This window comes from Amycolatopsis sp. NPDC114503 (genome assembly GCF_055633655.1).
The window spans coordinates 297,723-317,285 of the sequence record NZ_JBVKDT010000001.1; the positions used below are offsets into that span (position 1 = coordinate 297,723).

Genomic DNA, 19,563 nt, shown 5'->3' on the forward strand with positions numbered 1-19,563 from the left:
GTGGTCGGCGAGTATCGTGACGCCCGCGTCTGTGCTGACTGCACCGAACTCGGGGGCTCGTGCCATGCCGAGGCAAGACTGTACCGGACGCGCCGAAAGTGCCCGCCGAGAGCGAGAGACTGCAGATGATCCCCATTACCGTGGTCGACGTCCGTGCTGCGGAGGACCTGGTCGTCGAAGTGCTGCGATCCGGCGCTATCGCCCAGGGCCCGATGGTCAAACGTTTCGAGGACGCGTTCGCGCACGTCTCCGGGACGAAACACGCCATCGCCGTGAACAACGGGACGACCGCACTGGTCGCGTCACTGCAGGCACTCGACCTGCAGCCCGGAGACGAGGTCGTCACCTCGCCGTTCACCTTCGTCGCGACGCTGAACGCGATCCTGGAAGCAGGCGCGACCGTGCGGTTCGCCGACATCCGCCGCGACGACTTCGCGATCGACCCGGACGCCGTCGCGGCCGCCGTCGGCCCGCGCACCAAGGTGCTCATGCCGGTGCATCTGTACGGGCAGACCGCCGACATGGGCAAGCTCGCGCCGCTGGCCGCGGAGCACGGGCTGCACGTGGTCGAGGATTCCGCGCAGGCCGTCGGCGCCTCGTTCGAGGGCCGCAAGGCCGGTTCGTACGGCATCGGCTGCTTCTCGCTGTACGCGACGAAGAACGTGACCACCGCCGAGGGCGGCGTGATCACCACGGACGACGACGCGCTGGCCGACAAGCTGCGCGTGATGCGCAATCAGGGCATGAAGGCCCGCTACCAGTACGAGATGGCCGGCCACAACTACCGGATGACCGACCTGCACGCCGCCGTCGGCATCCCGCAGCTGGAGAAGCTCGACCAGCTCACCGCGGCCCGCCAGGCCAACGCGAAGCGGCTTTCCGAGGGTCTCGCCGGCACGCCGGGCCTCGAGGTGCCGCAGGTGCTGCCCGGCCGCGAACACGTGTGGCACCAGTACACCGTGCTGGTCGGCCCGCACGCGATGCTCTCGCGCGACGAGTTCGCCTCCGCGCTGACCGAAAAGGGCATCGGCAACGGGATCTACTACCCGAAGATCGTGTTCGACTACGAGTGCTACCGCGGGCACCCGCTGATTCCGGACGCTCGCGTCGAAGACTTCCCGGTGGCCGGAGCCGTTGCCGCGCAGGCGCTTTCGCTGCCGGTGCACCCGCACCTGACCGAGTCCGAGCTGGACCAGATCATCGAGACTGTTCGCGAGGTACTCGGCGCATGACGCACCGCATCGCACTCGTCGGCACCGGCAACATGGGCTCGCTGCACGCGCGTGTCCTGTCGCAGAACGACCGGGTGGACCTGGCCCGCGTGATCGACCCGCGCGAGGAAGCCGGCCGCGCGGTCGCCGACCGCTACGAAACCGAGTGGACGCCGGAAATCGGCTCACTGTCCGATGTGGACGCGGTGGTGCTCGCCTCGGCCACCGAGGTGCATTACGAGCTGGCACAGGAGATTCTCGGCCAGGGCAAGCCGATGCTGGTCGAGAAGCCGGTGTGCAACAGCCTCGAGTTCTCACAGGAAATCGTTGCCCTGTCGGCGAAAAAGGACGTCCCGCTGATGTGCGGGCTCCTGGAGCGCTACAACCCGGCCGTGATGACCGCGCGGGCGCTGGTGAACGAACCGGTGCACCTGATGGCGCGCCGGCACGGCCCGTACGCGCCGCGGATCAAGACCGGTGTCGCCTGGGACCTGCTGGTGCACGACGTCGACCTGGCGATCCAGTTCTTCGGCGGGGCGACGCCGGGTCGGGTCACCTCCAGCGCGGGCTACTTCCACCCGCAGTCGGTCTCCGGGGCCGAGGACACCATCGAAACGGTGCTGTCGTTCCCCACCGGCCTGGCCACGGTGTCGGCTTCGCGGCTGGCGCAGCGGAAGGTCCGGTCGCTGATGGTGTCCGAACTGGACCGCATGGTGGAGATCGACCTGCTGCGCCGCGACGTGACGATCTACCGCCACATCTCGCACGATTCGGTCACCGAGGACGGTCTCGGCTACCGGCAGCAGACCGTCATCGAGATCCCGGAACTGATCACCGCGCGCGAGCCGCTGGCGACCCAGCTGGACCGCTTCGTGGATCTGTTGGAGGGCAAGGTCGACGCGGACGTCGAGCGCGCGCTGATCCTGCCGTCGCACGAGGTTGTCGCGCAGGTTCTGACCGAAGCCGCCTGATTATTTGGTGAGGCGTTTGCCGTCCGCGGAGTAGGCGACCAGCGGGGTCGCCCGCTCGGCGGACGGCACGTCGTCCTGGTCGAACCAGAACACGACCACCTCGGGATCCTCGCTCCAGCGCGCCGTGTGCGCCGGAACCGTGCGACCGTCCACTGTGGTCTCGATGCGGGCGGCGGGGCCGCTGAAGTAGCCGTACACCGGCACCCAGATGTCCGAGACGGTCGTGCCGCCGGACGTCGCGTGGAAGCCGAACGAGCGGTCCTTGCCGTCGGCTTCGTTGGCGAGGTAGAGCGGACGCAGGTCCCCGTCCGGCTCGTACAGGCTCGCCATCACTCCGAATTGGACAGCCGGCAGATTGTCCGGGTCGTCGATTTTCGTGGCGTAGAAGACAAGTTCCGCGCCGTCGGTGTAGGTGCCGGTGGAAATCACCTCGCCGAGCGGCCGCGATTCAGCGGATGTCGGAGCCGCGACTGGTGTCGACGAAGCCACGCTCGTCACCATTGGCGCGGGTGACGCCGCCGCGTGCACCTGCTCCGGCGCACCGCCCGGCGAACGCAACCAAGCCGCGCCGAACACCACGGCGACCACAGCCACCGCCGCGCCGGAGGAAGTCAGAAACCGCCGCCTACGCCGAATCCGGCCGCCTTCTTTGATGATCCGGTCGAGATCGGGCTCGGCAAAGGGTTCCTCGGGCGCTTCCTGAAGCGCGGCGCGCAACCGCTCGAGTTCGTCGGTCACGCGCTCACCTCCCCGACCAGCGCGTCACCGTCGACGCGCAACTTCGCCAGCGCGCGGGAATTGGTGCTCTTGACCGTGCCGACGGACACGCCCAATTCCTCGGCCACTTGGTGTTCGGGCAAATCGAAGAAATGCCGGAGCACGACCACGGCGCGTTCCCGGGCGGTGAGCCGGGCCAATGCGTCGGAAAGCCATTCCCGATCGGTGACAGCGTGCGAGATGTCCGGCACCTTCGGCGGTTCCGGCATCTCCTCGGTGGCGTATTCGCGGATCGGCCGGCGCCAGATGTCGATGACGTGATTGGCCAGCACGCGGCGGGCGTAGGCGTAGGGGTTCTTCCGCCGCACCCTGGGCCAGGCCGCGTACGTGCGGGTGAAGGCGGTTTGCGCGGCGTCCTCGGCCTGATGACGGTCGCCGGTGAGCAGGTAGGCCGCGTGCGTGAGCCGGGCGGAACAGGACCGCACGAAGTCGGCGAACTCGTCGTCCCCGCGCACCGTCTCACCCCTGTTTCCCGGTTGTCCTGCTGTCCAGGTTACGGGGGCGGGAGACGTGCGTCGATGTAATGGCTGGTCAGTCTTGTCTCAATGCGACGCATGGTGTTCGGGGAGGTGCTTGGGGTCAGCGTTGGGCGCGCGGGTCGATCAACGAGTTCAGATCGAGCTTGATCGGTGCGCCCGCGACCTCCAGCTCGACGGAGCCGGAATGCTCGCCGGAATTCTCGTAATCACCGTCGATGAGCCGGTAGGCGATCATGCTCACCGGCGGATCCAGATCGACAATCCAGTAATGCTCGATTCCCGCATCGGCATACTCGAAAAGCTTCGCACCCAGATCGACGTGTTTGGTGCCCGGGGAAAGCACCTCGATCACCAGCTCGGCATCGGCCGCCGCGATGCGAGCCGGGTTGGCCTCCGCGACCTCAGCGGAGGTCACCACGACATCGGGGACACGGATCGTCAGCGGGTCTCGCACAGGAGCAGCTCCGCCTCGGCACCGGCGCTCATCTCCGGGCAGAGCCGCTCGTCGAGCAGGAAGGCCAACCGCGTCACGGACCGCAGGTGAAACCACATCGGACGCGGCGACGGGACAAGATTCCCGTCAACGACCTCGCATCGAGGCTCCAGATTCTCCGGAAAGCCCGCCCCATCAGCAAGAGGCAGCACGACGCGAGAGTCAGCGTTGGGCGCGCGGGTCGATCAACGAGTTCAGATCGAACTTCACCGGAACCCCCGCGACCTCCAGCTCCACCCCGCCGGAATACTCGCCGAAATTCTCGTAATCCCCGTCGATCAACCGATACGCGATCATGCTGATCGGCGAATCCAGATCGACAATCCAGTAATGCTCGATCCCCGCATCGGCATATTCAAACAGCTTCGCACCCTGGTCGACCTCCTTGGTGGCAGGCGAAAGCACTTCGACCACCAGGGAAACGTCGCTCGCCCCGATCCGCGGGATATTCGCTTCGATGAGGTCCGACGGCGCGATCAGCACGTCCGGCACCCGCACCGTGGGCGGGACGTCGGCCAGCACCGTCTCGAATTCCCCGACCGCCACCAGCTCCGGCGGCAGCTGCATCGTCAGCAGATACGGCAATCTGCTGATGATCAGCTGGTGGAGCGACATCGGACGCGGCGACACTGACAGGACCCCTTCGACGACCTCGACTCGAACCTCCGGGTGCGCCGGAAGGTCCGCCCAGTCGTCAAGGGTCAGGAGGTGGTGAGGCCATTCCAGGACACTCATGGCTTCTCCTTCACCGACAGTGACTGAGAGCAGTGTCCCATGTTACCCGGAGCATCCGCCAGCGCGTGACGCACCGTGTCCGGATCACTTCCCGCTGAAGTCACCCGACGGGGAGCCCCAGCCGGACGGGTCGTCCGACAGCGCGCGGCGGCGGGCGTTTTCCTCGCGGACCCGCTTCACCTCCGCCTCGATGTACTCCTCCTCGTAGCGCTGGAACACGCGCGCCGGGTTGCCCGCCACCAGCGAGCGCGCCGGGACGTCCTTCGCTACCACCGAGTTCGGCTGCACCGTCGCGAAGTCACCGATCGTGACGCCCGGCATGATCACCACGAGGCCGCCGATAAAGCAGCCCTTGCCGATTTTCACCGGCTTGCGTTCGATCAGATCGCTGCCGGAATGGTTTTCCAGCGCCATGTTCGCGAGCCAGCTCGAATGCGTGAACACGAGCGTGTTCAGCCCGATGCTGGTGTGCTCGCCGATTTCCAGCCCGCCGCTCGCGTCGAGGACCGCGCCCTCGCCGACCCAGCAGTGCTCGCCCATCGTGAGGTTGTCCGGGCTGACGATCTTGGCCCGTTCCCGCACGCGGCACGACTCCGGCAGGCCGAAGAACTTGGCCCGCTCGGCGTCGTTCATGTACTGCGTGACGAGGTCGTTCAGGATCATCGGGCGCAGCCGGTTGCTGCGCTCGTCGTCGAAGAACATCAGTTGTCCGCCACCAGTTTCGTGAGCACCCGCAGGTGTTCCTCGGCCACTACGTCCAGTCCGAAGTTGTCCCGGACCATCGACGCTTCCCGCTCGGCGATCCGCGCGCGTTCCTTCGGATCGTCCAAAAGGGACAGCACCGTGGTCGCGACCGCCTCGGCATCGTTGGGTCGCACCAGCAGGATGTTCTCGCCGTTGTGCAGTTCGATGCCGGGGTAGTTGTCCTCGGTGACCGACGCGATGGTCGCGGTGCCGGACAGCATCGCCTCCAGCGACGCGGTGCCGCAGCCGCCGTTGAGGTCGTGCGTGACGATGTCCGCGGCCGCGAAGTACGCGGGCACGTCCGCCTTCGGCACCGCGCCGGTGACGATCAGGGCGTCGGAAACGCCCAGTTCCTTGGCCCGCTGCTGGAAAGCGTCGTGATACACCCGGCCGACGACCACCACGCGCAGCCCGGGGTGCCGCTCCAGGATCGCGGGCAGCGCCTCGATCAGCGGCAGCCGGTCGCGCAGCGGGATCACGTGCCCGAGCGACACGATCAGCGGCGCGTCCCCGATTTCCAGTTCCGCTCGCACGTCCTTGGTCACCGGCTTCGCGAAATGCCCGGTGTCCACCGCGATCGGAAAGTACTCGGAGTTGTCGTCGCTCGTGCCGTAGCGCTGGACGCAGTAATCCACACCCTGCTTGTCGAGGATGATGTAGCGCGGGCGCAGGTACTTCAGCACCGGGTTGACCAGCATCGCGTCGAGCGCGCGGAACACCCGGCCGTACATCTTGTTCTCGCTGATCAGCAGCGTGTGAATGGTCAGCAGAACGGGCAGCTTGTGCCGGCGCGCGTAAATGCCGACCATCCAGGACAGGTCGAAGAACTGCCCGTGCAGGTGCACCGCGTCCGGTTTGAACTCGTTCAGCAGCCTCCACAGCCGCCGCCAGTTGCCCGGCCGCATCGACGCGAACGTCATGTCGAAGTCGATCGACAGGCCGAGCTGCGGCATTTTCACCGCGGGCAGGCGCACGACGCGGTATCCGTCGCGCTCCTCTTCCGCCGGCGCGTCACCGTAGGCAGCGGTGATCGCCAGCACTTCGTTCCCGGCGGCCGCGTACTCGGCGGCCAGCGAGGCCGACATGTGCGCGCTTCCGCCCACTCGCGGCGGGAAGAAGTTGTTCACCACCACGATCCGCATGGGCTTTCCTTCTGCCGGGCCCGCAGTGCTCATTACGCATTCCCCTCGGAAGACGCGCCGACGGAAGTACTCACTCGGAGTCCCGCACCAAGGCGCGCATGCCCTCTTCGACGGTGATGGTCGGCTCCCAGCCGAGCACCTCGCGGGCGCGGGTGATGTCCGCGGCGCGGCGGGAGACGAGGACGTCGCGCTTGTTGAAGACCGGCTCGACGTCGACGCCGACGGCCTCGATCAGGATCTTCGCCAGCGTGGCGATCGAGGTGTCGATGCCGGTGCCGATGTTGATCGGCATGTTCGACTGCTCCGACTCCAGCGCGGCGACGACGCCCTTGGCGAGGTCGGTCACGTGCACGAAGTCCATCGACTGGTCGCCGGCGCCGTCGATGATCGGCGGCTGGCCGGCGCGCAGGCGCTGGATGAAGTGGTTGATGACCGAGGTGTAGTACGCCTCGATCTTCTGGCCAGGGCCGTACACGTTGAAGAAGCGCAGCGCGTTCCAGGAGAGGCCCTTGGTGCGCTCGTAGAAGCCCAGCATGTCCTCGCCCGCGCGCTTGGAGATGCAGTACGGGGTGAGCGGGTTCAGCTTGTCGTCCTCGTGCATCGGCAGCCGCTCCGGCTCGCCGTACACCGAGGCGGTGGAGGCGAACACCAGGCGCTCGACGCCCTCGTCGGCCGCGGCCGAGAAGACGTTGTTGTTGCCGACCATGTTGATGTCGATCGACTCGCCCGGGTCCGCGACCGACTTGTTGATCGACACGGTGGCGAAGTGGATCGCGTGCGTGCAGCCGCGGATGGCCTCGCGGACGCCGACGCCGTAGCGCACGTCCTTCTCGACCAGTTCGACCTTGCCGGTGGCGACGAACTCGTTGACGCGGTCACGGTCGCCGCGGGTCATGTTGTCGAAGATCCGGATCGAGTAATCCTTCTCCAGCAGGATCGGGATCACGTGCGAGGCGATGAAACCGCCGGCACCGGTGAAGAAAACTTTCTTGTCGGACATGGGTTCTCCTCAGGAAGGTCGGCGGCTCAGGAAAGGGCGGACACGGCTTCGCGCACGGTGGTGACCACGCGCTCGACTTCGCTGTCGGTCAGTTCCGCGTGCATCGGGATCGCCAGCTGGCGGCGGAAAGCGTCGGCGGACACGGGCAGCGGCTGCTGCTCGCCGTACACCGGCTGCAAGTGGGAGGCGTAGGTGCCGAAGTTGCACTGCACGCCCTGTTCGCGGATCCGCAGAGCCAGCGCGTCGCGGCTGATCTCCGGGGCCACCGTCATCAGGTAGGCCTGCCACGGGTGTTCGCGGTCGGGCGCCTCGACGGGCACGGTCAGCGCGTCGACGTCCTCGAACGCCTCGTGGTAGCGCTTGGCGACCGAGCGGCGGGCGGAGAGCAGGTCGGGCAGCCGGTCGAGCTGCACGCCCATGATCGCGGCCTGGATGTCCGACAGCCGGAAGTTCCAGCCGAGCTCGTGGAACGTCGGGATCGGCAGTTCCTGCGAGCCTTCGCGGGTGAACGCGGGCTCGATGCCGTAGGTGTGGATCTTGCGCGCGTGCGCGATCAGGTCCTCGCGGTTCGAGACCAGCGCGCCGCCCTCGCCCGCGGTGATGCCCTTGCGGCCGTGGAAGGAGAACGCGGCCAGGTCGGCGAGGCTGCCGGCCGGGCGGTTGCGGTAGGTCGCGCCCGCGGAGCAGGCGGCGTCCTCGAACAGCCACAGGCCGTGCTTGTCGGCGATCGCGCGGTACTCGTCGAAGTCGCCGGGCTGGCCCGCGACGTCGACGGCCAGGATGCCGACCGTGCGCGGCGTGATGAGCGCTTCGATCGAGGCCGGGTCGGCGCTGAAGATGTCCGGGCGGATGTCGGCGAAGACCGGCTTCGCGCCGGCCTGTAGCACGGCGTGGCCGGTCGCCGGGAAGGTGTAGTCCCCGACGATCACCTCGTCGCCGGGCTGGACGCCGAGCACCTTCAGGCCAAGGAACAGGGCGGAGCCGCAGTTGCTGGTGGTCAGAGCGTGCGCGGTGCCGGTGGTCTGCGCGAACCGCTCCTCGAAGCGACGGCACGCCGGGCCCGCGCCGGCCAGCCAGCCGGAACGGAACACTTCGGCGACGGCTGCGAGCTCTTCGTCGCCGACGGTCGGCTTCCCGAGCAGGACGGGTTCGCCCACTGTAGATCTCCTGTGCATCGGGGTGTCCCGCATTGCGCGGGGTCGCGCCAAAGTGTATAGAAGTCGCGCTCGACGCCTGTTTCGGGGACAGAACCCACGGGTAAACACCCGATCCGGGCATAGGCTCGCGGGATGCGGATCGGGGTACTGGGGGCCGTCGTCGCGTGGGACGGCGCGGGCGGGACGGTCGCCGTGGGCGGCCCGCGAGGCCGGGCGCTGCTCGCGTTGCTCGCGGCGGACGCCGGGCGGTTCGTGTCCGCCGAGCGGCTCATCGACGGGCTTTACGGCGAGGAACCGCCCGACGGCGCGGCCAACGCGCTCCAATCACAGGTCTCCCGGCTGCGCAGCGCGCTGAAACTGCCGATCGAACTCACCTCGGCGGGGTACCGCCTCCGGATCGAACCGGACGAAGTGGACGCTCATCGTTTTGAACGACTGGCCACCGAAGGCCGTCGCGAACTTGCCGCGGGCGACCCGACCCGGGCTAGCGATCTGCTCGGCGAGGCGCTGGCGCTGTGGCGCGGGCCGGCGTTCGCGGACGTCCCCGCTGTGCCGGTCTGGGAGGTCCAAACCACCCGGCTGAACGAGCTGCGCGCCGAGGCAGCGGCGGACCGGGTCGATGCGGAGATCTCTCTCGGCCGCGCCGCCGACGTCCTCGACGAGCTGCGCACAGCCGTCGCCGAGAACCCCCTTCGCGAACGGTCACAGGCCCAGCTGGTGCGCGCCCTGCACGCGGCCGGCCGGACCGCCGAGGCGCTGGCCGCCTTCGAGGACGCCCGCCGCACGCTCGCCGACGAGCTGGGCGCGGACCCTGGTCCAGACCTCACCGAGGCGCATCTGGCCGCCCTGCGCGGCGAGTCCGCGAACGCCGCGACGCCGTTGCCCGCACAGCTCACCAGCTTCGTCGGCCGGGACAATGAACTGAAGCAGGTCGCCGATCTCCTGCGGCAGGCCCGGCTCATCACCCTGCTCGGTCCGGGCGGGACCGGGAAGACGCGGCTGGCCATCGAAGCCGCGGCGGACGCGGGACCCTGCGTCTTCGTGGAGCTGGCCCCGCACGTCGCCGACGACGTCCCGCAGGCCGTCCTCACCGCGCTAGGCCTGCGCGAGGGGGCTCGCGGCCGCCAGGATCCCGTCGAACGGCTTGTGTCGGCATTGCGCGACCAGGCGACCTTGCTGGTGCTGGACAACTGCGAACACGTCATCGCCGCGGCAGCGCGATTGGTCGCGCAGCTGCTGCCCGCCTGCCCCGGGCTGCGAGTGCTCGCGACGAGCCGGGAACCGCTCGGCATCACCGGCGAACAACTCGCGCCGATCCCCCGCCTGGCCGTTCCGCCGCCCGGCGATCCAGCCGCCGAGACCTATCCCGCGGTACGGCTGTTCCTCGACCGCGCTCGGGCGAGCGACCCCGCATTCCGGCTGACCGACGAAATCGCGGCCCACGTCGTACGGATCTGCACCGCACTCGACGGCCTTCCGCTCGCCTTGGAACTGGCCGCCGCCCGGGTGCGCACGCTGCCCGTCGCCGACATCGCCGCCCGGCTCGACGACCGCTTCCGCCTCCTCGCCCGAGGCAGCCGCACCGCCGACGAACGGCACCGCTCGCTCCGCGGCGTCGTCGAATGGAGCTGGGACCTCCTCGATGACGACGAACGCCGCCTCGCCCGCCGCCTGACCGTCTTCACCGGTGGCGCGACGCTCGCGTACGCCGAGCAGGTGTGCGACGTCCCCGTCGACCTGCTCACCGAACTCGCCGACAAGTCGCTCGTGGAACCTTCGAGCGGGCGCTACCGAATGCTGGAGACGATCCGCGCGTTCTGCGCGGAAAAGCTCGACGCCGCCGGCGAGACCGAACGCTTCCGGCACGCGCACGCACAGGCATTCCTGCGTCTCGCCGAGGAAGCCGACCCGAAGCTGCGTACCGCGGAACAGCTGGACTGGCTGCGGAAAATCGACGCCGAGTACGACAACATCGTGGCCGCGCTCCGCTGGTCGGCCGCAGCGGATCCCTCGACCGCCTTGCGGATCGCCACCGCGCTGTCGATGTATTGGTGGCTGCGCGGACGACGTTACGAAGGCGCGGCGCTTTCGATGGAAATCGTGCGCCACTGCCAAACGGAACCGCCGGAAGGGCACCGCGAGCAATTCCTCATGTGCCTGCTGACCGCGATGGCCGGTGCCCCCGAAGCCGCCGAGACGGCGAACTATCGGTCCTATGTGGAGCAGTACCTAGTGGACAGTTCCTGGACCCCGGAGCATCCGATGATGCTCATGCTGTCCGGCGTCGTGCTCGGACCTCCGGAGGACGACGATGCGCGGCTTCGGCTGTCCGGGCTCCAAAACCACCCCGACCCGTGGCTCACCGCGCTCGTGCCGATGGGCGACGGTCTGCGCTCGGTGCTCGCCGGAGAACTCGACGAAGCCGAGCGCGGCCTGCGAGAGGGCGAAGCGCGTTACCGAGCACTCGGCGAACGCTGGGGGCTGTCGATGGCGCTCGACCACCTGTCGCAACTGCTGGTTTTGCGCGGCCGTCACGAGGAAGCGCTTGCTGCGATGACCGAGTCCCTGTCGCTCATGCAGACGCTCGGCGCGACCGACGACTACGCGGACCTGCTGTGTCGCCGCGGCGACAGCCGGGCGTTGCGCGGCGACCTCGACGGCGCGAAGGCCGACTACGAGCAGACCGTCGAACTGGCCCACCGCACCGGGATGCCCGAGACGCGAGGCAGCGGCCACGTCGGACTGTCCGGCCTCGCCCGCCGCTCCGGCGATCTGGCCGCCGCGCGGGCTCTCGCCGAGCAGGCGCTCGCCGAATGCACGGCGGACTCGTTCTCGGCCGCCATGGTGCGGGCAGCGGCGTCGATCGCGCTCGGCTGGATCGACGTGGCTGAGCACCGCCCGGAGGACGCTCGCCGCCGGATGCGACTCGGGGTCGAGACCGCGCACCGCTGGCATGACCACGGGTCACTGGCCACCGCGTTCGAGGGCGTCGCCGGCGTCTTCGCCGAGGAGGGCCGGTTCGCCGACGCCGCCGCTCTGCTCGGCGCGGCAGCCGCGGTGCGCGGGGCCGCCGTGCCCGGCCAGCACGATGTCGCGCAGGTCACCGCAGCCGCGGAGAAGGCTCTCGGACCCGCCGGGTTCACCTCCGCTTACACCGCCGGTAAGCAGCTCGAACCGCATCAACGGCTCGCGTTGGCCGGATTGTCCCCGGTTCAGTGAACAGGTACCACGCCGTCGGGGGGTACGCAGCGCCGCACCGAAGCGCGTAGCCTTCCCTGCCGTGCGGAACGTCGTGGTGATCGGTGGGGGAATCGTCGGGCTGTCGGTCGCGTGGGAGCTGTCCCAGCGCGGGCAGGACGTGACGGTGCTCGAAAAGGAAGCTCGCTGGGCTGCGCACCAGACCGGGCACAACTCCAATGTCGTGCACGCCGGGCTCTACTACAAGCCGGGCTCGTTCAAGGCGCGGATGTCGGTCGGCGGCAACCGGTCCATTGTGGATTTCGCCCGGCAGTACGGGGTGCCCGTGCAGGTGTGCGGCAAGCTCGTGGTGGCCACGCGGGAGGAGGAGATCCCCGCGCTGGACACGCTCGCCGAGCGGGCCGAGGCCAATGGCGTGCCCGCCAAGCGGATCACCCCCGCGGAGGCCCGCGAGTACGAGCCGGAGGTGTCCTGCGTCGCCGCGCTGCGCGTGGAGTCGACCGGGATCATCGACTTCCCTGCGGTGTGCGCGGCGCTCGTGCGGCTGCTCGACGAGGCGGACGCGGACCTGCGGCTGAACACGCCCGCGCTGGGCATCCGCCCGGCTCGCGGCGGCGGCGTCGAGGTGGCCACCGGCACCGAGGTGCTGCACGCGGACGCACTGGTCAACTGCGCCGGCCTGCACGCGGACCGCGTCGCCGAAATGGCCGGCATCACGCCGAGCGCGCGCATCGTGCCGTTCCGCGGCGAGTACTACGAGCTGAAGCCGGAGCGCCGCCACCTCGTGCGCGGCCTGATCTACCCGGTGCCGGACCCGACGCTGCCGTTCCTGGGCGTGCACCTGACCCGGATGCTGGACGGCAGCGTCCACGCGGGCCCGAACGCCGTGCTCGCGCTGCGCCGCGAGGGCTACCGCTGGGCGGACGTGTCGGTGAAGGACCTCGCCGACGTCGCCCGTTTCCCCGGCGTCTGGAAGCTCGCGCGCAAGTACGCGTACCCGACGGGGCTCGAAGAGGTGCTGCGGTCGTTCTCCAAGAAGCGCTTCGCCGCCAGCCTCGCGCAGCTCGTGCCCGCAGTCACCGAGGACGACATCGTGCGCCACGGCTCCGGCGTGCGCGCGCAGGCGTTGCGGCCGGACGGTTCACTGGTGGACGACTTCCTCATCGAGTCCACAAAGGACCAGGTGCACGTGCTCAACGCGCCGAGCCCGGCGGCGACGAGCGCGCTGGAGATCGCCAAGTACATCGCCGACCAGGTGACCGACTGAGCCGTCCGATCTGTCCTATGTAGACGGTTCAGCCGGGCAGATTCCCCGACACCATCGGGATTCCGGCCTTGATGGCGTCGCATGCCTTGGTCTTGTCCGACAGCTGCCCGCTGACGATCTGGATCGAGGCGGTGTCCGAAACCGCGAGCCCGGCCGCGCAGATCACGCCGCCGGAATCGTTGAAGTTCGGGAACAGCGACCACTTCCGGCCGTTCGCGTCGATCTGCTCGGTCGGCGCGACCTCCATGCCGGGCCAGCGTTTCAGCGGTACATCCGGGCCGACCCAGACCTCGAACGGCTTCTGCCCGCCGTCTCCGTCGGTGTCCTTCCACAGGCAGTAGGTCACGTTCGGCGAGATGACCTTGGAGCTGTCCAGTTCGCCGTTCGGCACCATCTTCAACTGCTGCGCCTGCTCCGGCTTCAGCAGCTGACACGGGTTGACCGACGCGAGCGGCCCGGTCGGCGCGGTGCCTTCCGGCGGGGTGCTCGGCGCGATCGGCGGCGCGGGCTGTCCGCCCGGCAGATGCGCGGCGGCCTGCGGGACGACCTTCTTCGCGCGCTCGCACGCCTGCGCTTCGTCCGAAAAGGACACACTCACGAAGGCGAACGACTTAGGCCCGAGCGTGGTGTACAGGTCGCAGCTGCCGCCCATGAAGCCGGCGTAGCGCGTCCACGGAAACCCGCCGAGCTGCACCGGATCGGCCTTCTTGATGGCACCCTGGAGGTAGTCGTCGAGGCTCAGGTCCACCGACCAGCCGACGGACATGACGATCGTGTGCTCGGTGTCCGTCGCCGTCCACAGGCACATCGCGGGCGCGCGCTGCTCCTTGCTGGCCTTCACCGACCTGCCCTGCGGCTTGTAGCCCAGCCCGGCGAGCTGCTTCGCGTCGAGCAGCGCGCACGGGTCGACGACCGGCGTGACCGGCCCCTGCCCAGGCACCGGCGAAGCCACGCCGCTCACCTGCTGCGTGCACCCGGCGAGCAGCATCGCGGCCGCCGCCAGGGCGACCGCCGCACCTTTGAACCTCATCAGCTGCCTCCTCCGCTCCGCACCCTACTGACCAGTGCCGTTCCGCACCTGCGGAACGGGGAGGAACGACCCGGCGATCACGGCTTCGGCACCGCACGCCGCACGACGAGCGCGGACACCCCGGACGCCACCACGACCACCGCGGCGGCGGCGATCGCGATGGCCATCGTGGTTCCGCTCACCTGTGGCCGAAGGGGATGCGAGTTCGGCACCAGCAGCACGACGCCGGAGCCGATCGCCGCGAGCAGCAGCCCGAAAAGCCAGATCCGCAGCGAGCCCTGGCGAAGCGTCGCGAGAAACTGCGCGTCCGCCGACCGGAACATCGGCCGCCGGTCCCGCCCCCGGATCAGCATGACCCCGTTGACGACTAGGCAGAACGCCGCGCCGCCGATGCAGATCAGCCCGAACCGGAACGACGCGTGCGTCCCCTTTTCGGCGGTGAAGAGCAGCCAGCCAGCGGTCGCGAGCACCGCGAAAGCCAGCGCGTAGTCCGCTGCTGCCAGCGAACCCGCCTTGCGCAGAGCAGGAACCAGTGCTCTGCGAGATTCCATCTGAGGTTGTCTCGCCTTCGCGAAGTTCAGCGCTTGACCGGCTCCAGCACCTCGAGCCCGCCGAGGAACGGACGCAGCGCCACCGGCACCCGGACCGAACCGTCGGCCTGCTGGTGGTTCTCCACGATCGCGACGATCCAGCGCGTGGTCGCCAGCGTGCCGTTCAGCGTCGCGGCCGTCTGCGGTTTGCCGTTGTCGTCGCGGTAGCGGACCGACAGCCTGCGGGCCTGGAACGTGGTGCAGTTGGACGTCGACGTCAGCTCGCGGTAGGTCTCCTGCGTCGGGACCCACGCCTCGCAGTCGTACTTACGGTAGGCGGACGTGCCGAGGTCGCCGGTCGCGGTGTCGATGACCCGGTACGGGACCTCGATCGCGGCGAGCATGTCCTCTTCCCAGCCCAGCAGCCGCTCGTGCTCGGCCTCGGCGTCCTCCGGCTTGGCGAAGACGAACATCTCGACCTTGTCGAACTGGTGCACGCGGATGATGCCGCGGGTGTCCTTGCCGTACGACCCGGCCTCGCGGCGGTAGCAGGACGACCAGCCGGCGTAGCGGCGCGGACCGGAGCCGAGGTCGAGGATCTCGTCCGAGTGGTAGCCCGCGAGCGGGACCTCCGACGTGCCGACGAGGTACAGGTCGTCGTCGCGCAGCCGGTACACCTCCGAAGAGTGCGCGCCGAGGAAGCCGGTGCCGGCCATGATCTCCGGGCGGACCAGCGACGGGGTGATCATCGGCGTGAAGCCGTTCGCCATCGACCGCGCCACGGCCATGTTCAGCAACGCGAGCTGCAACTGCGCGCCGACGCCGGACAGGAAGTAGAACCGCGAGCCCGACACCTTCGCGCCGCGCTCCATGTCGAGCGCGCCGAGGCCTTCCATCAGCTCGAGGTGATCGCGCGGGGCGAAGTCGAACGACGGCACCTCGCCGACGGTCTTCAGCACCGCGAAGTCGTCCTCGCCGCCGATCGGCGCGTCCGGGTGCACGAGGTTCGGCAGGATGCGGAACAGCTGGTCGAACTCTTCAGAAGCCTCGTTCTGCTCGACTTCGGCGGCCTTGACCTGCGCCGACAGGTCCTTGGCGCGGGCCAGCAGGGCGGGCTTGTCCTCCGGAGAGGCCTTCGGCACCTGCTTGGACACGGACTTCTGCTCGGCCCGCAGCTTGTCGGCGGTGGCGATCGCAGAGCGGCGGCGCTGATCGAGGTCGAGCAGCTTGTCGACTACTCCCTCGTCCTCGCCACGGGCACGCTGCGACGCGCGCACGGCTTCCGGGTCTTCGCGCAGAGTCCTGGGGTCAATCACGCACAGAAGGGTAGTCGCAGGCCAGCCACGAGTTCGACGCGGTTTCCCGTACACACTGTGCGGCGCCCCGAAGACAACCCGACAGTCTGATCGTTGTCGCCCGTTTCCCGCGCTCCCCATACTCGCTAGAACCCGGAGCGGAGGGAACTCACATGACCGACGACCTGCTCTCGCGCCACCGCGCGGTGCTCCCGTCCTGGATGTCCCTGCTGTACGACGAGCCGATCGAAATCGTGCACGCGCAGGATCGCCGTCTCACCGATTCCACCGGCCGCACCTACCTCGACTTCTTCGCCGGCGTGCTCACCAACGCCATGGGTTACGACATCTCCGAGATCAGCGACGCGGTCCGCAAGCAGCTGGACACCGGCGTCCTGCACACCTCGACCCTGTACCTGATCCGCTCGCAGGTGGAGCTGGCCGAGCGGATCGCGCGGCGCTCCGGCATCCCGGACGCCAAGGTGTTCTTCACCAACTCCGGCAGCGAGGCCAACGACACCGCGCTGATGCTCGCCACCCAGTACCGCCGCAGCAACCAGGTGCTGGCGATGCGGAACTCGTATCACGGCCGGTCGTTCGGCACCGTCGCGATCACCGGCAACCGCGGCTGGTCCGCGTCCTCGCTGAGCCCGATCAAGGTCAACTACGTCCACGGCGGCTACCGCTACCGCAGCCCCTTCCGAGACCTGCCCGACGCGGCCTACATCGACGCCTGCGTTGCCGACCTGGTGGAGCTGCTGGAAACCGCCACCGCGGGCGACGTCGCCTGCCTGATCGCCGAACCGATCCAGGGCGTCGGCGGCTTCAGCGCCCCGCCGGACGGCCTGTTCAAGGCGATGAAGGAAGTCCTGGACGACCACGGCATCCTCTTCGTCTCCGACGAGGTCCAGACCGGTTGGGGCCGCACCGGCGACCACTACTGGGGCATCCAGGCCCACGACGTGGTGCCGGACATGATGACCTTCGCGAAGGGCCTGGGAAACGGCCTGGCAGTAGGCGGAGTGGTTGCCCGGGGCGACGTGATGGACTGCTTCAAAGCAGAGTCGTTCTCCACTTTCGGAGGCAACCCGGTGTCCATGCAGGGCGCGCTGGCCGTCCTGGACTACATCGACGACCACGACCTGCAAGCCAACTGCAAAGCCCGCGGCGACCAGCTGATGCGCGGCCTGCGCGCGGCGAACAGCCCGTTCGTCGGGGAGGTACGCGGCAAGGGTTTGATGATCGGCGTCGAACTCGTCGAACCGGGCACCACGACGCCGAACGTCCGCGCCGCCAAGCAAATGCTGGAAGAAACGAAAAACCGCGGCCTGCTCATCGGAAAGGGCGGGCTGCACAAAAACGTCCTGCGCATCGGACCGCCGATGACGCTCACCGAAGCCGAGGCAGCCGAGGGTCTGCAGATCCTGCTCGACTCCCTGGCCGCGCTGTCCTGACCGTTCGCTCCGGCGATTTTGTCGTACCCCGGTGCGAAGATCCGTGCTCGTGAACACCGAACAGTTCTGGGCGCTGATCGACGAGGCACGCCGCCAGGCCTCCGCACCGGAGGACAGCTACGAAGTAGCCGAACAAGCCTGCGCCCTGCTCGCCGCGCGTCCGCGGGAGGAGATCGTGGCCGCCCAGCAGATCGTCTGGGACCTGCTGGCCGACTCCTACCGCGGCCCGCTGTGGGCAGCCGCCTACCTGGCCAACGGCGGCTGCTCAGACGACGGCTTCGACTACTTCCGCGGCTGGCTGGTCCTGCAAGGCCGGGAGGTCTTCGAGCGGATCGTGGCCGCCCCGGACGAACTGGCCGACCTGCCCGCGGCGCGCGAGGCCGCGGGCAGCGGCGAAGAACTGGAGTGCGAAGCCACCCTGGGCCTCGCCTCAAGCGCGCACATCGACGCGACCGGAGAGGAGCTCCCCGCTGACTCGTTCACCATCCGGTACCCGCCGCTCGACCCCGACTGGGAGTTCGATTACGAGGACGCCGACGAGATGCGGCGCAGGTTGCCTCGCCTGGCCGCGGCCTACTTGAACTGACCCCCGTGCGGGAACTCCGCCAGCACGGCAGCCGGTCAGCGCCGGACGAAGCGGGCCACGTGCTCGGCGAGCGTCTCCCCCGCGTCCTCCTGCAGAAAATGCCCAGCCCCAGCGATCGTCGGATGGTCCAAACCAGCCGCCCCGCGCATCGAACGCTGCAAAATCGGCGCCATCGCCCCAGTAATCGGATCCCCGTCCGAAAACGCGCACAGGAACGGCACATCCAGCTCAGTCAACACAGCCCGAGCCGCCCGGTTCGCGTCCGAAGCCGGGTCGTCCGGCCGCGTCGGCACCAGCCCCGGCATCGCCCGCGGCCCGGCCTTGTACATCTCGTTCGGGAACGGCGCGTCATAAGCCGCCCGGACGTCTTCCGGCAGCGCGGTCTGGCAGCCGGACTGCACGCACCGCCCGACGTCCAGGATCTGCGCGCCCTCCACCGCCTCCCGGAACTTGTGCCACACCGGAGGCATGTCCACATCCCCGGTCGGCAGCCCGGTATTGGCCGCGACCACGCCGGCGAAGCGTCCCGGGTTCTCGGCCACCAGCCGCAGCCCGATCAGCCCGCCCCAGTCCTGTCCCACGACCGTGACGCCGTTCAGCCCCAGGACGTCGAACGAGAACCGGCGCATCCACTCCACGTGCCGCGCGTAACTGTGGTCGGCGATCTCCGCGGGCTTGTCCGACCGCCCGAACCCGACCAGGTCCGGCGCGATAGCCCGCAGCCCGGCGTCGGCCAGCACCGGAAGCATCTTCCGGTAGAGGAACGACCAGCTCGGCTCGCCGTGGAGCAGCAGAACCGGCGGCCCGTCGGCGGGTCCCGCCTCGACGTAGCCGACTCTGATCAGGCCGCCGTCCGGGTCGGACAGGTCGGTGTACTGAGGTTCGAACGCGAAGTCGGGCAGATCCGCAAACCGGTCTTCCGGCGTCCTGAGCAATCGCACGGTTCCCACGTTAGTGGGAACGGGACCGCGCGGCAGTGCGCGAACGCTACGAAATCGCGACCGCGACGACCAGCCCGAGCCCGAGGTGCGCCGCCGCGACGACGATGCTCGCCGGAGCGAACTTCTCGCTCTGGATCGTGGACCCGACATCGATCCGGGTCGCCCACTCCAGCAGCCGCACCGCCAGCACCTGCACGATGACGCCGATCAGGCCGTAGACCAGCGACGTGATCAGCCCGGCGGTCAGGTCGCTCGCGGAGCTGTAGATCGCCACGACCACGATGAACGCCATCGACAGCAGCCCTGACGCGGTCACGATCACCGCGTTCGGCAGACCGCGGGTGACGAGTTTCGACAGCTTGCCCGGCGTGGTGAAGTCGATCGCGTAGAAGCCGGCGAACATCAGCAGCAGGCCGACGATGCCGTACAGCAGGATCGCGCCGATCCCGCGCACGAGGTCGGATCCGAACGTTGCGGGCAGCGCGAGCGTCGAGGTCACGGGGTCTCCCTGGATGGCCAATTCAGCCGGTGGAATCGGACATCCAGGGTTGTA

At 68.8% G+C, this 19,563-nt stretch carries 19 protein-coding genes; 6 read left to right on the forward strand and 13 right to left on the reverse strand.

The window, feature by feature from the left end; genetic code table 11:
* Window positions 1-125 precede the first annotated feature (125 nt).
* Together ACZ7OI_RS01540 and ACZ7OI_RS01545 are read left to right on the forward strand one after the other, a co-directional pair.
* Window positions 126-1,232 carry a DegT/DnrJ/EryC1/StrS family aminotransferase gene (locus ACZ7OI_RS01540; RefSeq protein WP_470262295.1) on the forward strand — a complete coding sequence of 369 codons (1,107 nt, stop codon included), beginning with the start codon at window positions 126-128 and terminating at the stop codon, window positions 1,230-1,232.
* A complete protein-coding gene (locus ACZ7OI_RS01545; protein WP_470262296.1) occupies window positions 1,229-2,182 on the forward strand; it encodes a Gfo/Idh/MocA family protein in 954 nt (317 codons plus the stop codon). The genes ACZ7OI_RS01540 and ACZ7OI_RS01545 overlap by 4 nt, the downstream gene beginning before the upstream one ends.
* Here ACZ7OI_RS01545 and ACZ7OI_RS01550 read toward each other — a convergent pair whose 3' ends face one another.
* The 8 genes from ACZ7OI_RS01550 to ACZ7OI_RS01585 all read right to left on the reverse strand — a co-directional run bounded on the left by ACZ7OI_RS01550 (window position 2,183) and on the right by ACZ7OI_RS01585 (window position 8,727).
* The gene (locus ACZ7OI_RS01550) at window positions 2,183-2,920 is read right to left on the reverse strand and encodes a hypothetical protein (protein WP_470262297.1); all 738 of its coding nucleotides are present in this window, start codon (window positions 2,918-2,920) and stop codon (window positions 2,183-2,185) included.
* Window positions 2,917-3,414 carry a SigE family RNA polymerase sigma factor gene (locus ACZ7OI_RS01555; protein WP_470262298.1) on the reverse strand — a complete coding sequence of 166 codons (498 nt, stop codon included), beginning with the start codon at window positions 3,412-3,414 and terminating at the stop codon, window positions 2,917-2,919. Before ACZ7OI_RS01555 ends, ACZ7OI_RS01550 begins: the two co-directional genes overlap by 4 nt.
* 124 nt (window positions 3,415-3,538) lie before the next feature.
* Window positions 3,539-3,892, reverse strand: coding sequence for a Uma2 family endonuclease (locus tag ACZ7OI_RS01560; protein ID WP_470262299.1), 354 nt, complete (start codon window positions 3,890-3,892; stop codon window positions 3,539-3,541).
* Window positions 3,893-4,093: 201 nt separating this feature from the next.
* Window positions 4,094-4,666: a Uma2 family endonuclease gene (locus tag ACZ7OI_RS01565; RefSeq protein ID WP_470262300.1), complete on the reverse strand. Its 573-nt coding sequence runs from the start codon at window positions 4,664-4,666 to the stop codon at window positions 4,094-4,096.
* An 84-nt stretch (window positions 4,667-4,750) separates the two neighbouring features.
* Window positions 4,751-5,368, reverse strand: a complete 618-nt coding sequence (locus ACZ7OI_RS01570) for an acyltransferase (protein WP_470228849.1) — start codon at window positions 5,366-5,368, stop codon at window positions 4,751-4,753.
* On the reverse strand, window positions 5,368-6,552 hold the full coding sequence (locus ACZ7OI_RS01575) for a glycosyltransferase family 4 protein (protein WP_470262301.1): 1,185 nt from the start codon (window positions 6,550-6,552) through the stop codon (window positions 5,368-5,370). Before ACZ7OI_RS01575 ends, ACZ7OI_RS01570 begins: the two co-directional genes overlap by 1 nt.
* 70 nt (window positions 6,553-6,622) lie before the next feature.
* Entirely contained in the window at window positions 6,623-7,552 is a 930-nt protein-coding gene (locus ACZ7OI_RS01580) for an NAD-dependent epimerase/dehydratase family protein (RefSeq protein ID WP_470228847.1), read from the reverse strand.
* Between the two features lie 26 nt (window positions 7,553-7,578).
* A complete protein-coding gene (locus ACZ7OI_RS01585) occupies window positions 7,579-8,727 on the reverse strand; it encodes a DegT/DnrJ/EryC1/StrS family aminotransferase (protein WP_470262302.1) in 1,149 nt (382 codons plus the stop codon).
* A 114-nt stretch (window positions 8,728-8,841) separates the two neighbouring features.
* Here ACZ7OI_RS01585 and ACZ7OI_RS01590 point away from each other — a divergent pair, with 114 nt between their 5' ends.
* The gene (locus ACZ7OI_RS01590; RefSeq protein ID WP_470262303.1) at window positions 8,842-11,928 is read left to right on the forward strand and encodes an AfsR/SARP family transcriptional regulator; all 3,087 of its coding nucleotides are present in this window, start codon (window positions 8,842-8,844) and stop codon (window positions 11,926-11,928) included.
* Window positions 11,888-13,174, forward strand: a complete 1,287-nt coding sequence (gene lhgO / locus ACZ7OI_RS01595; RefSeq protein ID WP_470263418.1) for an L-2-hydroxyglutarate oxidase — start codon at window positions 11,888-11,890, stop codon at window positions 13,172-13,174. The genes ACZ7OI_RS01590 and lhgO overlap by 41 nt, the downstream gene beginning before the upstream one ends.
* Window positions 13,175-13,202: 28 nt before the next feature.
* Here lhgO and ACZ7OI_RS01600 read toward each other — a convergent pair whose 3' ends face one another.
* The 3 genes from ACZ7OI_RS01600 to serS all read right to left on the reverse strand — a co-directional run bounded on the left by ACZ7OI_RS01600 (window position 13,203) and on the right by serS (window position 16,050).
* Complete coding sequence (locus ACZ7OI_RS01600) at window positions 13,203-14,204, reverse strand: DUF3558 family protein (protein ID WP_470262304.1); 1,002 nt, start codon at window positions 14,202-14,204, stop codon at window positions 13,203-13,205.
* Window positions 14,205-14,281: 77 nt separating this feature from the next.
* Complete coding sequence (locus tag ACZ7OI_RS01605; RefSeq protein WP_470262305.1) at window positions 14,282-14,755, reverse strand: hypothetical protein; 474 nt, start codon at window positions 14,753-14,755, stop codon at window positions 14,282-14,284.
* 26 nt (window positions 14,756-14,781) lie between these two features.
* Window positions 14,782-16,050, reverse strand: a complete 1,269-nt coding sequence (gene serS, locus ACZ7OI_RS01610; protein WP_470262306.1) for a serine--tRNA ligase — start codon at window positions 16,048-16,050, stop codon at window positions 14,782-14,784.
* A 152-nt stretch (window positions 16,051-16,202) separates the two neighbouring features.
* Between serS and ACZ7OI_RS01615 the strand changes: the two genes are divergently transcribed.
* Both ACZ7OI_RS01615 and ACZ7OI_RS01620 read left to right on the forward strand, forming a co-directional pair.
* Window positions 16,203-17,483, forward strand: a complete 1,281-nt coding sequence (locus tag ACZ7OI_RS01615) for an aspartate aminotransferase family protein (protein ID WP_470262307.1) — start codon at window positions 16,203-16,205, stop codon at window positions 17,481-17,483.
* A gap of 49 nt (window positions 17,484-17,532) precedes the next feature.
* Complete coding sequence (locus ACZ7OI_RS01620; protein ID WP_470262308.1) at window positions 17,533-18,069, forward strand: DUF4240 domain-containing protein; 537 nt, start codon at window positions 17,533-17,535, stop codon at window positions 18,067-18,069.
* A 35-nt stretch (window positions 18,070-18,104) separates the two neighbouring features.
* Here ACZ7OI_RS01620 and ACZ7OI_RS01625 read toward each other — a convergent pair whose 3' ends face one another.
* The gene (locus ACZ7OI_RS01625; protein WP_470262309.1) at window positions 18,105-19,019 is read right to left on the reverse strand and encodes a haloalkane dehalogenase; all 915 of its coding nucleotides are present in this window, start codon (window positions 19,017-19,019) and stop codon (window positions 18,105-18,107) included.
* Window positions 19,020-19,056: 37 nt separating this feature from the next.
* Entirely contained in the window at window positions 19,057-19,509 is a 453-nt protein-coding gene (locus ACZ7OI_RS01630) for a DUF350 domain-containing protein (RefSeq protein WP_451991591.1), read from the reverse strand.
* Window positions 19,510-19,563: the final 54 nt, after the last annotated feature.

Excerpts from the sequence above, each read along its gene's own strand:
- ACZ7OI_RS01540 (WP_470262295.1), top strand. The coding sequence starts at position 126 with ATGATCCCCATTACCGTGGTCGACGTCCGTGCTGCGGAGGACCTGGTC.
- ACZ7OI_RS01545 (WP_470262296.1), top strand. The coding sequence starts at position 1,229 with ATGACGCACCGCATCGCACTCGTCGGCACCGGCAACATGGGCTCGCTG.
- ACZ7OI_RS01565 (WP_470262300.1), bottom strand. The coding sequence starts at position 4,666 with ATGAGTGTCCTGGAATGGCCTCACCACCTCCTGACCCTTGACGACTGG.
- ACZ7OI_RS01570 (WP_470228849.1), bottom strand. The coding sequence starts at position 5,368 with ATGTTCTTCGACGACGAGCGCAGCAACCGGCTGCGCCCGATGATCCTG.
- ACZ7OI_RS01575 (WP_470262301.1), bottom strand. The coding sequence starts at position 6,552 with ATGCGGATCGTGGTGGTGAACAACTTCTTCCCGCCGCGAGTGGGCGGA.
- ACZ7OI_RS01580 (WP_470228847.1), bottom strand. The coding sequence starts at position 7,552 with ATGTCCGACAAGAAAGTTTTCTTCACCGGTGCCGGCGGTTTCATCGCC.
- ACZ7OI_RS01585 (WP_470262302.1), bottom strand. The coding sequence starts at position 8,727 with ATGCACAGGAGATCTACAGTGGGCGAACCCGTCCTGCTCGGGAAGCCG.
- ACZ7OI_RS01590 (WP_470262303.1), top strand. The coding sequence starts at position 8,842 with ATGCGGATCGGGGTACTGGGGGCCGTCGTCGCGTGGGACGGCGCGGGC.
- ACZ7OI_RS01600 (WP_470262304.1), bottom strand. The coding sequence starts at position 14,204 with ATGAGGTTCAAAGGTGCGGCGGTCGCCCTGGCGGCGGCCGCGATGCTG.
- ACZ7OI_RS01605 (WP_470262305.1), bottom strand. The coding sequence starts at position 14,755 with ATGGAATCTCGCAGAGCACTGGTTCCTGCTCTGCGCAAGGCGGGTTCG.
- ACZ7OI_RS01615 (WP_470262307.1), top strand. The coding sequence starts at position 16,203 with ATGACCGACGACCTGCTCTCGCGCCACCGCGCGGTGCTCCCGTCCTGG.